Genomic DNA, 14647 nt, shown 5'->3' on the forward strand with positions numbered 1-14647 from the left:
CGCTGCGATGGTTGCTGAAGGTCGTCAGCGCATCGACAAGTGGCTGTTCTTTTCGCGCGCGATAAAATCGCGCTCGCTGGCGGCCAAGCTGGTTGTCGCCGGACGCGTCCGCATTAATAGCGACAAAGCAGCGCAGGCCTCCGATCTGGTCAAGCCTGGCGACGTTTTGACCATTACGCACGAGCGCCGCATCTTCGTTTGGAAGGTGCTTGGCACCGGCGTGCGGCGCGGTCCGGCCGAGGAAGCGCGCACGCTCTACGAGGACATGTCCCCGCCGCCGGCCCCAAAAGGCGAGGCTGTTGCCGATGCCATTCCGGCGCTGCGCGACGCCGGCAGCGGCCGGCCGACCAAGAAAGAGCGCAGGCAAACCGACCGGCTGTTCGGCGAAGACTGAAGCCTTGGCCGTCTGCGCCATGCCGGCGGTCTGGAATTTCATTCCGGACACGCGGGCCCCGCCTGCAATGGCTGCCCTTGCAAGCGGCAGGCAAAGGCGTTACCTCACCAAAAAAGCCGCCGCATCGGCCCGAAAATCGGAAATCGATTTTTCGGAAGGCACGATGCGCAGATTCAAAGTGTCAGAGCGTACTTTATGCGTCCAAGTGGACGCACGTCGCTCTAGCAAGAACGGGACGTCCCGGAGCCGACCAATGACCTATGTCGTGACCGACAACTGCATCAAATGCAAGTACATGGACTGCATCGAGGTCTGTCCGGTCGACTGCTTCTACGAGGGCGAGAACATGCTTGTCATACATCCCGACGAGTGCATCGACTGCGGCGTCTGCGAACCGGAATGCCCGGCCGATGCAATCAAGCCCGACACCGAGCCGGGCCTCGACAAATGGCTGCAGGTCAACACCGAATACGCCGAGAAATGGCCCAACATCACCGCCAAGAAGGAGCCTCCGGCAGATGCCAAGAGCTTCGACGGCGAGGCCGGCAAGTTCGAGAAATATTTCTCCGCCGAGCCCGGCGAAGGCGACTGAGCACATGACGCTGGAATCGGAATCGATTTCGGAAAGGGTGATGCGCAAAGCAAAAAAGTGCGGCCTATTGGATCGTCATAACGCTGCGTAACGCGCATCATACATTAACTGCCTTGACAGGCGGCGATGGCGCTCGACCTTCGCGTTTGCAGCAAAACCTTGATTCTTCCGACTTTTTGTGCTACACCAGTTGAAACATGCCGGTGACACAACGTCGATTTATGGCGCAAGCGCCCCAAATCACTGAAAGGTGAAATCCCCAATCGGACCAGAGCGATCTGGGCCAGGCAGTCGCTATGTATGCGGTTTGCCGGTCCCGGCTTTTTCCGATGGGTTCATCTGTTGTGCGGCTAACGATCGGTGTCCCCGGTCGCATGCGTTCGGACCGGCAGGCCGCCGGTGCCACAACAAGGAGTTCAGGGCGTAATGGCAACGATCACCCCGCAGAAGAAGTCCACCTCGGCACGCCACGGTTTCAAGACCGGCGAGTACATCGTCTATCCGGCACACGGCGTCGGCCAGATCGTCTCGATCGACGAGCAGGAAGTTGCGGGCCACAAGCTGGAACTGTTCGTCATCGACTTCCAGAAGGACAAGATGCGCCTGAAGGTTCCGGTCGCCAAGGCGACCTCCATCGGCATGCGCAAGCTGTCGGAAGAGGATTATGTCGAGCGCGCGCTGAAGGTCGTCCAGGGCCGCGCCCGCGTCAAGCGCACCATGTGGTCGCGCCGTGCGCAGGAATATGATGCCAAGATCAATTCGGGCGACCTGATCTCGATCTCGGAAGTCGTGCGCGACCTCTACCGTGCCGACAACCAGCCGGAACAGTCCTATTCCGAGCGTCAGCTCTATGAGGCGGCACTCGACCGCATGGCGCGCGAGATCGCGGCAGTCAACCGCATGTCGGAAACCGAAGCCGTGCGCCTGATCGAGGTCAACCTCAACAAGGGCCCGAAGCGCGGCGCCAAGGCCGACAATGAGGAAGCCGAGCAGGAAGAAGCTGCCTGATCGCTTTCACCGTCGAATTCATGAAAAACCCGGCCTTGTGCCGGGTTTTTGTTTTTACCCCCTTGTGGGGTTCCAAGGACGGGCGAGACCCGTGGCTCGCCCAGGCAGGGTCGCTGCGAAGCAGCGAGGATGGGGGACGGCACCAGACCCGACCCGGACCTTCCGTCCGACCTCCCCACAAGGGGGAGGTAGAAGGCTCAGCCGCCGGCTTCCTTCTCCGCCTCCTGCTTCAGCGTCGCAATAAAACGCTTCGTCCGTTCACGCTCCGGGTTGGAGAACACCACGGCGGACGGCCCCTTCTCGACGATGACGCCGGCGTCGAGGAACACCACCTCCTGCGCAATCTTGGAGGCAAGGCGAAGGTCGTGCGTGGCCATCACCATGGTCGTGCCTTCGCTGGCGAGCTTTCCCAGCACGTCGACCACTTCCTGCGCCAGTTCCGGATCGAGCGCCGAGGTCGGCTCGTCGCAGAGCAGCACTTTCGGCGACGGCGCCAGGGCGCGGGCGATCGCCACACGCTGCTGCTGGCCGCCCGACAGCGTTGCCGGCCAATCATCCGCCTTGTGTGCCATGCCGACCTTCTCGAGCAGCGCCAGTGCCCGCTCGCGCGCCTTTGCCGTCGGCCATTTCAGCACCGTCACCAGGCCTTCCATGACGTTCTCGATCGCGGTGCGATGCGGGAACAGCTGGAAGTTCTGGAACACCATGCCGGTCTGCAGCCGCAGGCGCTGGATGTCGCGGCTGGGGATCTTGATGCCGGGACGGAATTCCAGCGTCTCGTCGCCGATGCGCACCATGCCCGAGGTCGGGATCTCCAACAGGTTGATGCAGCGCAGCAGTGTGCTCTTGCCGCCGCCGGAGGGGCCGACAAGCGCGGTGACGCTGCCTTCGGCAATGGTGACCGTCACGCCCTTCAGCACCAGATTGTCGCCGAAGCGCTTTTCGATGTCGGTGAGGCCGATCATGAGCGCGCCTCCAGGAAGCCGCCATAGCGGTTGAGCCGCTCCTCCAGCCGCGTCTGCAAGGCCGAAAGCACCGAGCTCATCGCCAGATAAAGGATCGCCGCCTCGACATAGAGGATCAGCGGCTCATAGGTGGTGGCGACGATGCGCTGCGCCGCCTGGAACATCTCCGGCACAGTGATGGCGGCGGCCAGCGACGTATCCTTGACCAGCGAGATGAAGGTGTTGGACAGCGGCGGCACGGCGACGCGGCCGGCTTGCGGCAGGATGGTGCGCCGCATCGCCTGGCTCCAGGTCATGCCGATCGAATAGGCCGCCTCCCACTGGCCCTTCGGCACCGAGCCGATCACGGCGCGGATAATTTCCGAACTGTAGGCGCCTATGTTGAGGGTGAAGCCAATCAGCGCCGCCGGAAAAGCGTCCAGCAATATGCCGACCGAAGGCAGGCCGTAAAAGATCAGGAACAGCTGCACCAGAAGCGGCGTGCCGCGAAAGATCCAGACATAGAAGCGGACCACGGCAACCAGAGGCTTGGGACCGAACAGCCGCACCAGGGCGACAACCAGGCCGACGAACAGGCCGAGTGCGAACGATAGCAATGTCAGCGGTACGGTGAAGATCAACGCCGCCCACAGCAGTGTCGGCAACGAGTCCAGCATCAGGTGTAGCCAGTGCGGCACGAACGGCTCCTCCTTCACAGACCGCCGCGGTGACGGCAGTGCGATTGTGTGCTTCTCATATCATGCGAAAAACGGCGAGCCGTCAAAGACGGCCCGCCGCTATTGGTCATTGCCGGCAAACCGCCGGGAGATGGTCTTTACTGCGAGACATCCTGGCCGAAATAGGTATCGGCGATCCTCTTGTAGGTGCCGTCGGCCTTGATGTCGGCCAGCGCCTTGTTGATCGCCGCGACCAGCTCCGGATCACCCTTGCGCACGATGACGCCGGAATAGTCGGCGTTCTCTTCCTGCGCGGCGATCTTCACATTGGCGTCCGGCTTGTGCTTCTTGAAGTCGAGGAAAGACAGGCTGTCATTGATGGTGGCGTCGGCGCGGCCGGTGAGCAGCAGCTGGATCGACTGGTCGAAGCCGTCGGTGCCGACCAGTTCGGCGCCGTTGGTCTCGGCGAGCTTGCCGAAATTCGATGTCAACGACTGTGCCGACTTCTTGCCCTTGAGGTCGGCGAAGGTCTTGATGTCGGTGTTGTCGCCGCGCACGATCAGCACGGCCTTGGAGGCGATGTAAGGATCGGAGAAATCGTACTTGGCCTTGCGCGCGTCGGTGATGCCGACCTCGTTGATCACGGCGTCGTAGCGGTTGGCGTCGAGGCCGGCGATCAGCCCGTCCCATTTGCCTTCGAGGAACTCGACCTTGACGCCGAGCTTGTCGCCGATCGCCTTGGCGATCTCGACGTCGAAGCCGACCAGCGCGCCGGAAGCATCATGATAGGTGAAGGGCGCATAGGTGCCTTCGGTGCCGACTTTGAGGGTGCCGGCCTGCTTGATCTGGTCAAGATTGGCGCCGGCATGGCCTGATGTAACAGCCAGAACCTGAAGCGTTCCGGCGACGATGAGCGAATTGAGCCATTTCATTTCTGTGTGATCCCGTCCTTGGCCGGTGTCCGGCGCTTGTGAGAGCCGGAAACTGACAGATACAGCGCAGCAAAATAAGGAACCAGATTTCAAAAAAACGACGATCCAGAAATCAGATTCTCAAAGCAGCTCGGATCGGTGCCAATAGTCCCGATCTGCGGTGTCGATGCGCCCTGTCGGACCGCACAAAACAACCGCCATCGGCGGCGGAACCAATCCCCGGTGTGGCACGTTCATGGCTTGTTGTAGGGCGCCGCGTTTCCATTTCAAGAACCCTTGGCTGCGCTAGGCCCGAAGCAATTCCAGGAAAGTGGGAAAGCGGTTTCCTTCGGAATTGCGTCAAACAGAGATAACGGCCGCCAGGCCGTCCGAAAATGTCCGGGAGCAGGAGCGCGGCATGATCGAAGACACGGCAGGACGGACCATGGTCCGCACGGCAATGAAAGCCCCCTACCTCGAGCGCGATGAGGAACATGTTCTCGCCTTGCGCTGGAAGGAGGACCAGGATCAGCAGGCGCTGCATCAGATCACCGTCGCCCATATGCGGCTGGTCATCTCCATGGCTTCGAAATTCCGACATTACGGCCTGCCGCTCGGAGATCTGGTCCAGGAGGGCCATGTCGGGCTGCTGGAAGCAGCCGCGCGTTTCGAGCCGGAGCGCGAGGTGCGCTTCTCGACCTATGCGACATGGTGGATCCGCGCTTCGATGCAGGACTATATCCTGCGCAACTGGTCGATCGTTCGCGGCGGCACCTCTTCGGCGCAAAAGGCGCTGTTCTTCAACCTGCGGCGCCTGCGCGCCCGTCTTGCCAATGGCGCCGAGCCGATCTCCAACGCCACGCTCTACCGCGAAGTCTCGGTAGCCCTCGGCGTCTCCGAGGCCGATGTCGAGAAGATGGATTCCAGGCTTTCAGCACCTGACTCTTCGCTCAACGCACCGCTCGCCGATGAGGCCGGCACCACCGAGCGGATGGACTTCCTGATTTCGGACGATCCATTGCCTGACGAGGTCGCCGGCGACACCATCGACGTCGAACGGCGCCTGATGTGGCTGAAGACGGCGCTCCGCGCGCTCAATGCCCGCGAACTCAGGATCATCGAGGAGCGTCGGCTGACAGACGAAGGTGCGACGCTTGAGGCGCTCGGCGAGACCCTCGGTATTTCCAAGGAGCGTGTCCGCCAGATCGAGGCCCGCGCCATGGAAAAGCTCAAGCTCGCGCTGGTCAAGCAGAACCCCGAATTCATGGCAGCGTGAGATTGCCAGGAACAGGGGTACCGCCCTGAGTTATCTCAGAAAAAAGCACTACGAAGGCTGGGGTTTCTGACGAAGACCGGCGCTATCTGTCCGTGACGATCTTGACCTTGTCGCCGGCCGAAACCGAGGCGCCCGGCGACATCGCGTTGAGCACGCGGAACAGATCGAGCTTGCGGTCGACGCCGACCATCTGCGCCGAAAGTGTGCCCATCGTCTGCCCGGCCTGTACCGTGACGACGCGGATATGCAGCGGCTTCAGTGCCGCCTTCTCGGCGGGGCTGAGCACGCGGAACGAACCGCTGACCGAGCGTGCCACCGGATCGAGTGTCGTGCTGGCCGAGGGGGCCGCTGTCAAAAGCCGGTAGACCTGACCGCCGGCGCGGATCACCGCAATGTCGAACTGCCAGCCATCGGCGCCGGCGTGCGCGGTCGCCGCCTGGTTGCCGTCGATCGTCTCCTGGCGCACACTGGTCTCGTCGAGACCGGCCACCCAGCCGCTTCTGATGTAGTCGGTCAGCGCACGATCCTTGTCGATCGACACACCGTCGAAGCGGATCGCCATGTCGCCGGGACCGGTCGCCGTCACTGCCGCCGCCGAATTGTCGATGATGAAGCCGTCGGGCACCGTGAACGAAACGCCGAGGCCCGGATGCAGGAAGGTCTGGCCGCGCACATAGCCCTCTTCCGGCGTGTCGCCATAGAGCAGGCCGTCTATCCCGGCCAGGAAGGAATCGCGGTCGCGGGTGCCGATGCCTGGCGCGCCGAACTGGCGGGCGTGGCGCTGCGCCAGATCAATTCGCTGCGGCGTGTTGGGGTGCGTGGCCAGGAAGTCGAGGCTGGCGTCGGTGGCGCCGCTGATCGAGCGGAAATCGGTATAGGCCGACATCGACTGCAGGAAACGCCCGGCGGCATAGGGATCGTAACCCGCCTCGCCGATCGACTTGATGCCGATCGCGTCTGCCTCCAGCTCCTGGTTGCGCGAGAACTGCGCCAGCCTCAGCTTGCCGCGGATCAATGCCTGCTTGGCGGTCGGGCTGTCGCCCAGCACATCGGAGACCACCTTGGTCGCCAGGCCTTCCTCGGCCTCGAGCTGCTGGCGCTGCAAGCCGTGATTGGCGGTGACGTGGCCCATCTCATGCGCGATGACGGCGGCGAGTTCGGCCGAATCATTGGCCAGCGCCAGCAGGCCGCGGGTGACGTAGAGATAGCCGCCCGGCAGCGCGAAAGCGTTGACGTTGGGCGAATTGAGGATGGTGATGCGATAGGTCTGGGTCGGATTGGCCGACACCACGGTCAGGCTGCCGACAACCTTGGCCACCATGCGCTCGAGCTTGGGATCGGAATATTCGCCGCCATAGGTGGCAAGGATACGCGGATGTTGCGCCTTCGCCAGTTCGGCAAGCTTGCTGTTGGCGGCGACATTGTCGACCGTGATCGGCTTGTCGGAAGGCTGGAAGCCGGATTCCTGCACTTCGGGAGGCGTGAACATCTGGCAGCTGGCCAGCGCCACGGCAAGGCCGGCCAGCGCGAGGAAGCGCACCAGCGGTCTGCGTTTCAAAGTGTCAGTGCCGGTCGGCAGCACGGCGTTCCTTCAGCTCTCGGCGCATGATTTGGACCGGGGTCCGCGCCAGCGAAAAATCGGTTTTCGTTGGCAATCCTGCACACATCAAAAAACCTACAGCGTTTACGCATCCGGCCGGGTGCGGCGCTGTAGGGGCAAATCACGGCTCGTGCCGGACCAGTACTAAGCGGACCTAGCCACATCGACTGGACCATGGCAAGCAAGCGCCACATCACCTGTAGCCGGTTTGGTCGTAAATTATGTCCGCTTCCGGGCAATATCGCGTGATCCGCCCGAACTTGCGCCGATATAGCGCCGAAACGCTTCAGGGCCAGTGCCGTCGAAAAAATCGGCGGCAGGTCCCGTCGCGGCAACCCTGCCATTGTCCAGAAAAACCATCTGCTCGCCGATACGGCGAGCGTCTTCCGGCTGATGCGTGACGAACAGCACCGTCATCGCCCGCTCGGCATGAACGCCGGCCACCAGGTCGAGCATGTCGTCGCGCAGTGCTGGCCCGAGCGAAGCGAACGGCTCGTCGAGCAGCAGCACTGGCCGGTCGCGCACCAGAACGCGGGCGAGCGCCACGCGCTGCCTTTCGCCGCCGGAGAGTTCGCGGGGCAGGCGCATTTCCTTGCCGGCCAGGCCGACGCGGTCAAGCGCCTCGGCGATTGCGGCGCGATCGGCGTCGGTCAGGTTGAGCGATGGCGAGCGGCCGAGCCCGACATTCTTCTCCACCGAGAGATGAGCAAACAGATTGTTTTCCTGGAATACCATCGATACCGGCCGCGCCGAAGGCGGCTCGGCGCCGACATCGGCGCCGCCGATCAGCACACGACCGGACTCCGGCGTCTCGAAACCAGCCACCAGATTGAGCAAGGTCGATTTGCCCGAACCACTTGCCCCCATGATGGCGGTGATCTTAGATGTATCGAATTCGACATCGAACAGGAATGACGTTTCGCCATAGCTGAACGAGACCTTGTCCAGCCGGACAGTCGTGCCTTTCTCCACAGCGGACGTCACGATCTCTCTCCCCGTCCCAGCCAGTCTGCCGCGACCACCAATGCAAGGCAGACCGCCCCGAGCAGCAAAGCCAGCCCGGCAGCATCGGCCGTGCGATAGCTGCCCATGCGCGCCAGCAGGAGATAGGGCAAGGTCTGCACCGAATCGCTGCCGAACAGCGCGATGACGCCGAGATCGCCGAGCGACAGCGCCACGGCGAAGGCAAAGCCGGTGGCCAGCGGCCGCCGGAGCGATGGCCAGTCGACCAGAAGCAGCCGGTTCCAGCCCGCAATGCCGAGCTGCGCGCACAGCTTCTCGTGGCGCTCGCTGGCCGCATCATAGGCCGGGCGCATCGCGCGGATGGCAAAGGGCATCGCCATCACCGCATTGACGGTGACGACCATGACCGGCGCGATGGCAAAGACATCGCTGACCGTGCGCAGCAGGAGAAACCAGCCGGCGCCGATGACGACGGGCGGCACGACGAGGACGAAGCCGGCGCCGGTGTCGGTGGCATGCTCGAGCAATGAACGGGCACTGGACCGGCGGCGCAGCGACAATGCCCGACGCGCCATGATCAGCGACAGCGACAGCGCCACCGAAAGTAGCGCCGCCGAGAAGGCGAGACCGGCGCTGGTCAGCGTCGCCTGACGCACGGCACTCTCGCCCGCCAACCGGCCGAGATCGGCGTCGAGGCCGGACGCGACGGTGGCCGCCATTGGTCCGGCGACGAACAGCAAGGCGAGCACGATCAGGACGGCGTTGAACGCTGTTTCTGCTTTGCCGGCCAAGTGATAGCGGCGCGGCGCGACAGGCAAATTGGCGTCGCCGGTCACATTGGCGCCGAGCCGCGTCAGCGCCAGCATGACGGCAAAAGTCAGCGCGATCTGCAGCACCGTCAGCGTCACCGCTCGCGCCGGATCGAAGTCGAAACGCAGCGCCTGATAGATGGCGACTTCCAGCGTCGTCGCCGCCGGCCCGCCGCCGAGGATCAGCACGATGGTGAAGGAGGTGATGCAAAGCATGAAGACAAGCCCGGCGACGCCCGGCAGCGCGGCGCGCAGCACCGGCCACTCGATCAGCCGGAAGGCTGGCCTCGCCCCCATGCCGAGCTGGCTCGCCAGCCGCCATTGATCGGCCGGCACCGTTCCCAGCGCTTCGAGGAACAGCCGGGTGGCCAGCGGCAGGTTGAAGAAGACGTGGGCGACGAGGATGCCTGGCAGCCCATAGATGTCGGGCCAGCTCTGGCCACCGATCGCGGCGAAATAACCGGCGCGGCCATAGAGCGCCAGTATGCCCAGCGCTGCGACAATCGCCGGCAAGGCAAGGGGCACAGTAAACAGCTGCAGGATGAAGCCGCGTCCGAAGAAGCGCGGATGCCGCGACAGCGCGCGGGCGACGAACAGCGCCGGTACGACGGAAAGCAGAGTCGAGAGCGCAGCCTGCCAGAGCGTGAAGCGGACAACGCGCACGAGATAGAGGTCAAAGGCGGACGCGGCGCCGGAAAGGTCGTGCGCGCCTTCCCGGATAAGGCCGGCGAAGGCGCCACCGATCAGCAGCGCGATTGCCGCAAGCGCGACAATGCCGGCCGTGATGCGGGGGTCAGAGGGATAGTGCGCACGCATTTCGTGCTATCCAACCCTACATCGCATGTTGGCTGCTGACGGAAATATTTCACGGAGGTCGAGTTCCCGCCCACCCCCCTCTGTCCTGCCGGACATCTCCCCCGCAAGGGGGGAGATTAGCAGCTTCGCTCCCCGCCCCATCCTCGCCGCGTTGGAGGTTGACGAAAGCTTTCGAGCGCTTGATCTCCCCCCTTGCGGGGGAGATGGCCGGCAGGCCAGAGGGGGGTGTTCAAGCGCCATCCTGAATTCCTACTTGCTCATCACCGCCAGCCATTCATCCACCCAGGCCTTGCGATTTGCCGCGACCTCTTCCGGGCTGAACAGCAAGGTCTTCGCCGGCTTGACCAGCCTATCAAAAGCCGGATTGAGCGGCTTGTCGGTTTTCCCGGCCGGGAACATCCAGTTGGTCTCCGGAATGACATCCTGGAATTTCGGCCCGGTCATGAAGGCCAGGAACTTCGCCGCCAGCGGGTTCTTCGCGCCCGTGGTGGTGATGCCGGCGACCTCGACCTGCAGATACTCGCCTTCCTCGAACGACGCCGCCTGGAAGCGCCCGGTGTTCTCGGCCACCATGTGGTAGGCCGGCGACGTCGTATAGGAAAGCACCATCGGCGCCTCGCCCTTGGTGAACAGGCCGTAGGCCTCGCTCCAGCCCGGCGTCACCGTCAGCACTTTGCCCTTGAGTTTCGCCCAGGCTTCCGGCGCCTTGTCGCCATAGACCGACTTGACCCACAGCAGCAGGCCGAGGCCCGGCGTCGACGTCCTCGGATCCTGGATGACGATCTTGTCGGCGGCATCGCCCTCGACCAGTTCCTTCAGGCTCTTCGGTGGGTTCTTCAGCTTCTCGGTGTCGTAGACGACGGCGAAATAACCATAATCATAGGGCACGAAAGTGTCGTCGCTCCAGCCGCCCGGCACGTTGTTTTCAGCCACCGCGCCATGTCGGACAAACAGGCCGGAAGCCTTGGCTTCCGCGGTGAGGTTGGTGTCGAGGCCAAGCACGATATCTGCTTTGGTCGAGGCTCCTTCCAGCTTGACGCGGTTGAGAAGTGCGACGCCGTCGGCCGCCGAGACGAAGTCGACGCTGCAGCCGCACTCGGCTTCGAATTCCTTCTTCACCTGGGGGCCCGGACCCCAGTCGGCAGTGAAACTCTCATAGGTATAGATCGTGAGTTTTTCCTGCGCGGACGCAGAGCTTGCCAGTAGCGAAACAGCAAGCCCCAGCGCTGGGACAAGACGGGACAAAAACATGCGCATCGGCGCCTCCTTCATTCGTGTTGAAAGGAATTGAGGCGTCGGGCTGTCCGAAGCGTCTAATCCCTCCGCCGGTACAAACCGGATCAGGTTCAGCGGGTTGGCGAGACTGCCTCTCAGCCGGTCCGCGAAGATCGCGTCCGGCACCCCGTTAGAGCGTTTCGACACATAGGCCCGGCCAAGGTGCCACGCAAGTGGAAGTTTGCCCGAGCATGATCCCGGAAAGTGGAATCCGTTTCCGGAAAAAGATCATGCTCCAACAAAGAGTGACGGTGCCGCTCGGCCTTCCGTTTCGTCGGCGGGGCTGGTAAGGGCCAGCGGATATGAGCACATTCACCATCCTGCTTGGCGGCGATCTCGTCCGCACGCCGCGGCTCGACCGCCAGGTCGCGGGCACGCGCGTCATCGCCGCCGACGCCGGCATCGATCATGCCCGCCTGCTCGGCGTGATGCCGGAGCTGTGGGTCGGCGATTTCGATTCCGTGCCGGCGGACCTGCCTGCCGATCTCGCCGCCGTGCCGCGGGAGGTGTTTCCTCCCGAAAAGGACAAGACCGATGGCGAACTGGCGATCGCGGCGGCATTGGAACGCGGCGCCACCAGCCTGGTGCTGGCCGGCGCTTTCGGCGGCAAGCGCGCCGACCACGCCTTCCTCCATCTGGCGCTCAGCCTGCGGCTGGCCGAGGCCGGCACAAAATTGCTGTTGACCAGCGGAGCGCAGGAAGGCGCCCCTCTGCTGCCTGGCAAGGCCGGCTTCGACTATGCCGACGGAACGCTGTTTTCGGTGCTCGGCTTTTCCGATCTTTCGGGCCTCACCGTGTCCGGCGCGAAGTGGCCGCTCGACCATGTCGAGGTCGTGTTCGGCTCGTCGCTGACCATCTCGAACGAGGTCAAGTCCAACACGACCGGGGGCGGCCTCGAAATCGCGCTCGGCCATGGCCGCGCGCTGCTGCTCGCCCACCCCTACCCCTTGCCTGAAAGCTGACATGGCCCCGCCCCTTCTCAACCTCGACGGGATAAGACTGACCTTTGGCGGCACGCCGCTGCTCGATGGCGCCGAACTGACGGCGTCCGCCGGTGACAAGATCGCGCTCGTCGGCCGCAACGGCTCCGGCAAGTCGACGCTCCTGAAGATTGCCGCCGGTCTGATCGAGCCGCAAGACGGCGAGGTCTTCCGCCAGCCTTCGGCAACGGTGCGCTATCTCCCGCAAATGCCCGACATGAACGGCTTTGCCAATGTGCGTGCCTATGTCGAGGCTGGGCTTGGGCCTGCCGACGATCCCTACCGCGCCACATATCTGATGGAGCATCTCGGCCTCGCCGGCACGGAGAACCCCAACGATCTCTCCGGTGGCGAGGCGCGCCGCGCAGCACTTGCCCGCGTCATGGCGCCCGAACCCGATATTCTGCTGCTTGACGAGCCGACCAACCATCTCGATTTGTCGGTCATCGAATGGCTGGAAGAGGAGCTCGTCCGGACGTCTTCGGCGCTGATCGTCATCTCGCACGACCGACGCTTCCTCGAACGCGTCTCGCGCGCCACTGTCTGGCTCGACCGTGGCCAGACCCGCCGCCTCGACAAGGGCTTTGGCCATTTCGAGGAATGGCGCGACCTTGTGCTGGAAGAGGAAGAGCGCGAACAGCACAAGCTGGGCCGCCAGATCGTGCGCGAGGAGCATTGGCTGCGCTATGGCGTGACGGCTCGCCGCAAACGCAACATGCGCCGCCTGGGCGAACTGCAGACCATGCGCCAGCGTTTTCGCGGCCATCGCGGCGCCGAGGGCTCGGCCACCATGGTGGCCAGCGACGCCGCCGAATCCGGCAAGCTGGTGATCGAGGCCAAGAACATCGAAAAGAGCTTTGGCGACCTCACCGTGGTCAAAGGCTTCTCGACCCGCATCCAGCGCGGCGATCGCATCGGCCTTGTCGGGCCGAACGGCGCCGGCAAGACGACGCTGTTGAAGATGCTCACCGGCGGGATGAAGCCCGACGCCGGCTCGGTGCGGCTCGGCACCAATCTGGAAATCGCCACGCTCGACCAGAAGCGCGAGGCGGTCGATCCGGCCGAGACCCTGGCGCAGTATCTCACGGACGGGCGCGGCGAAAACCTCGTCATCAATGGCGAGCAGCGCCATGTCGTGTCCTACATGAAGGATTTCCTGTTCAAGCCGGAACAGGCGCGCACCCCGGTGCGCGAGCTGTCCGGCGGCGAACGGGCGCGGCTGCTCCTGGCGCGTGTTCTGGCGCGGCCGGCCAACCTTCTAGTGCTCGACGAGCCGACCAACGATCTCGACATGGAGACGCTGGAACTGTTGCAGGAACTTGTCGCCGGCTTTGCCGGCACGGTCATCCTGGTCAGCCACGACCGCGACTTCCTCGACCGCACCGTCACCAGCATCATCGCCCCGGACGGAGGCGGCCGCTGGATCGAATATGCCGGTGGCTATTCCGACATGCTCGCGCAGCGCGGCGGCACCCGGCTCGACGACCGCAAGGCGCGCGCCAAGGCCGAAGCCAGCGATGCGCCGGCGCCGGGCAAGAGCGAGCCGGCAGCGCCAAAAGGGCCGTCTAAGAAACTGTCGTTCAAGCAGAAATTCGCTCTGGAATCCTTGCCCAAGAAGATCGAGGCGATAATGGCCTCGATCTCGCGGTTGGAAAACAACATTGCCGATCCCGCCTATTACGAGCGCGACCCGGCCTCGTTCCAAAAGACCATCGCCGCCCTCGACAAAGAACGCGCCACGCTGGCCGCACTCGAGGAAGAGTGGCTGGAACTGGAAATGCTGCGTGAGGAGATGGAGGGGTAGCATTGCCTGCGGTCTTTTATGCGCGTATGTTGTGCGCATGAAAGGAGGCATCTCCGTGCTTCAATCGACGCCAAAAACTCAGCGGACCTCTGTGAACACGTCCATTGACTCTCAGTTGATCAAGGACGCCAAAGCGTTGGGCATCAACATCTCCCGCGCTGCCGAAGCAGGGATCGCGAAAGCGATTGCGGCGGAGAAAACGCGTCGATGGCAAGAAGAAAACAGGGAAGCCATCGAAAGCTCCAACGAATATGTCCGAAAGAACGGACTGCCATTGGCTAAACACCGGCCGTTCTGATGGCGCGTTACGATTTCTATCGGAGTACCGAGAGCGACGGTTATCTTCTCGACGTGCAGTCAGATATGCTTGAAGGGCTGAGCACGACGGTGGTCGTTCCTTTGATGCCGCCCGAGATTGCCCCGCTTCCTGGCCGCCGCCTGAACCCGACCTTCGCTATAAACGGCAAAGATCTTGTGATGGTGACACAGTTTGTGTCGGCCTTCAGCGCGTCCGAATTGCGGATGCCAGAGGGAAACCTTTCTAGACATCACGACGACATCGTCGCCGCGCTCGACATGCTGTTCCAGGGCTTCTGAG

15 protein-coding genes and 1 riboswitch are annotated in these 14647 nt (G+C 63.3%); of the genes, 8 read left to right on the forward strand and 7 right to left on the reverse strand.

Annotated features, from left to right (window positions below; all coding sequences use genetic code 11):
- The first annotated feature begins 7 nt into the window (after positions 1-7).
- From NKH38_RS13150 to NKH38_RS13160, 3 genes are all read left to right on the forward strand, one after another.
- Positions 8-394 carry an RNA-binding S4 domain-containing protein gene (locus NKH38_RS13150; RefSeq protein ID WP_023693611.1) on the forward strand — a complete coding sequence of 129 codons (387 nt, stop codon included), beginning with the start codon at positions 8-10 and terminating at the stop codon, positions 392-394.
- A gap of 253 nt (positions 395-647) precedes the next feature.
- Positions 648-986: a ferredoxin FdxA gene (gene fdxA, locus NKH38_RS13155; RefSeq protein WP_013529180.1), complete on the forward strand. Its 339-nt coding sequence runs from the start codon at positions 648-650 to the stop codon at positions 984-986.
- 426 nt (positions 987-1412) lie between these two features.
- Positions 1413-1994, forward strand: coding sequence for a CarD family transcriptional regulator (locus tag NKH38_RS13160; protein ID WP_023673664.1), 582 nt, complete (start codon positions 1413-1415; stop codon positions 1992-1994).
- A 197-nt stretch (positions 1995-2191) separates the two neighbouring features.
- Here NKH38_RS13160 and NKH38_RS13165 read toward each other — a convergent pair whose 3' ends face one another.
- From NKH38_RS13165 to NKH38_RS13175, 3 genes are all read right to left on the reverse strand, one after another.
- On the reverse strand, positions 2192-2959 hold the full coding sequence (locus NKH38_RS13165) for an amino acid ABC transporter ATP-binding protein (RefSeq protein ID WP_023685808.1): 768 nt from the start codon (positions 2957-2959) through the stop codon (positions 2192-2194).
- Positions 2956-3636, reverse strand: a complete 681-nt coding sequence (locus NKH38_RS13170; RefSeq protein WP_023693608.1) for an amino acid ABC transporter permease — start codon at positions 3634-3636, stop codon at positions 2956-2958. Before NKH38_RS13170 ends, NKH38_RS13165 begins: the two co-directional genes overlap by 4 nt.
- A gap of 137 nt (positions 3637-3773) precedes the next feature.
- Positions 3774-4547 (reverse strand): amino acid ABC transporter substrate-binding protein, encoded by a 774-nt coding sequence (locus tag NKH38_RS13175; RefSeq protein WP_023707253.1) that lies wholly within the window; start codon positions 4545-4547, stop codon positions 3774-3776.
- Positions 4548-4944: 397 nt separating this feature from the next.
- On the opposite strand from NKH38_RS13175, the gene NKH38_RS13180 reads away from it, so the two are divergent.
- Positions 4945-5802 (forward strand): RNA polymerase factor sigma-32, encoded by an 858-nt coding sequence (locus NKH38_RS13180; RefSeq protein WP_023693606.1) that lies wholly within the window; start codon positions 4945-4947, stop codon positions 5800-5802.
- An 82-nt stretch (positions 5803-5884) separates the two neighbouring features.
- Here the strand turns inward: NKH38_RS13180 and NKH38_RS13185 are convergent, their stop codons facing one another.
- The 4 genes from NKH38_RS13185 to thiB all read right to left on the reverse strand — a co-directional run bounded on the left by NKH38_RS13185 (position 5885) and on the right by thiB (position 11247).
- Entirely contained in the window at positions 5885-7291 is a 1407-nt protein-coding gene (locus tag NKH38_RS13185) for a M48 family metalloprotease (protein WP_245260137.1), read from the reverse strand.
- Between the two features lie 330 nt (positions 7292-7621).
- Positions 7622-8386, reverse strand: coding sequence for a thiamine ABC transporter ATP-binding protein (gene thiQ, locus NKH38_RS13190; RefSeq protein WP_352459869.1), 765 nt, complete (start codon positions 8384-8386; stop codon positions 7622-7624).
- A complete protein-coding gene (thiP, locus tag NKH38_RS13195) occupies positions 8383-9990 on the reverse strand; it encodes a thiamine/thiamine pyrophosphate ABC transporter permease (RefSeq protein ID WP_352459870.1) in 1608 nt (535 codons plus the stop codon). Before thiP ends, thiQ begins: the two co-directional genes overlap by 4 nt.
- 249 nt (positions 9991-10239) lie before the next feature.
- The gene (gene thiB / locus NKH38_RS13200; protein ID WP_352760942.1) at positions 10240-11247 is read right to left on the reverse strand and encodes a thiamine ABC transporter substrate binding subunit; all 1008 of its coding nucleotides are present in this window, start codon (positions 11245-11247) and stop codon (positions 10240-10242) included.
- Positions 11248-11290: 43 nt separating this feature from the next.
- Positions 11291-11405: riboswitch (TPP riboswitch) on the reverse strand.
- Positions 11406-11567: 162 nt separating this feature from the next.
- On the opposite strand from thiB, the gene NKH38_RS13205 reads away from it, so the two are divergent.
- The 4 genes from NKH38_RS13205 to NKH38_RS13220 are packed head-to-tail and all read left to right on the forward strand — an operon-like array spanning position 11568 to position 14646.
- Positions 11568-12227: a thiamine diphosphokinase gene (locus NKH38_RS13205; protein WP_023690494.1), complete on the forward strand. Its 660-nt coding sequence runs from the start codon at positions 11568-11570 to the stop codon at positions 12225-12227.
- 1 nt (position 12228) lies between these two features.
- Positions 12229-14049 (forward strand): ABC-F family ATP-binding cassette domain-containing protein, encoded by a 1821-nt coding sequence (locus tag NKH38_RS13210; protein WP_352760946.1) that lies wholly within the window; start codon positions 12229-12231, stop codon positions 14047-14049.
- A gap of 55 nt (positions 14050-14104) precedes the next feature.
- Positions 14105-14347: a type II toxin-antitoxin system CcdA family antitoxin gene (locus NKH38_RS13215; RefSeq protein ID WP_023693600.1), complete on the forward strand. Its 243-nt coding sequence runs from the start codon at positions 14105-14107 to the stop codon at positions 14345-14347.
- Positions 14347-14646 carry a CcdB family protein gene (locus NKH38_RS13220; RefSeq protein WP_023707245.1) on the forward strand — a complete coding sequence of 100 codons (300 nt, stop codon included), beginning with the start codon at positions 14347-14349 and terminating at the stop codon, positions 14644-14646. The genes NKH38_RS13215 and NKH38_RS13220 overlap by 1 nt, the downstream gene beginning before the upstream one ends.
- Position 14647: the final 1 nt, after the last annotated feature.

It is taken from the genome of Mesorhizobium sp. M1078 (assembly GCF_040318615.1).
Classification (GTDB): Bacteria; Pseudomonadota; Alphaproteobacteria; order Rhizobiales; family Rhizobiaceae; genus Mesorhizobium.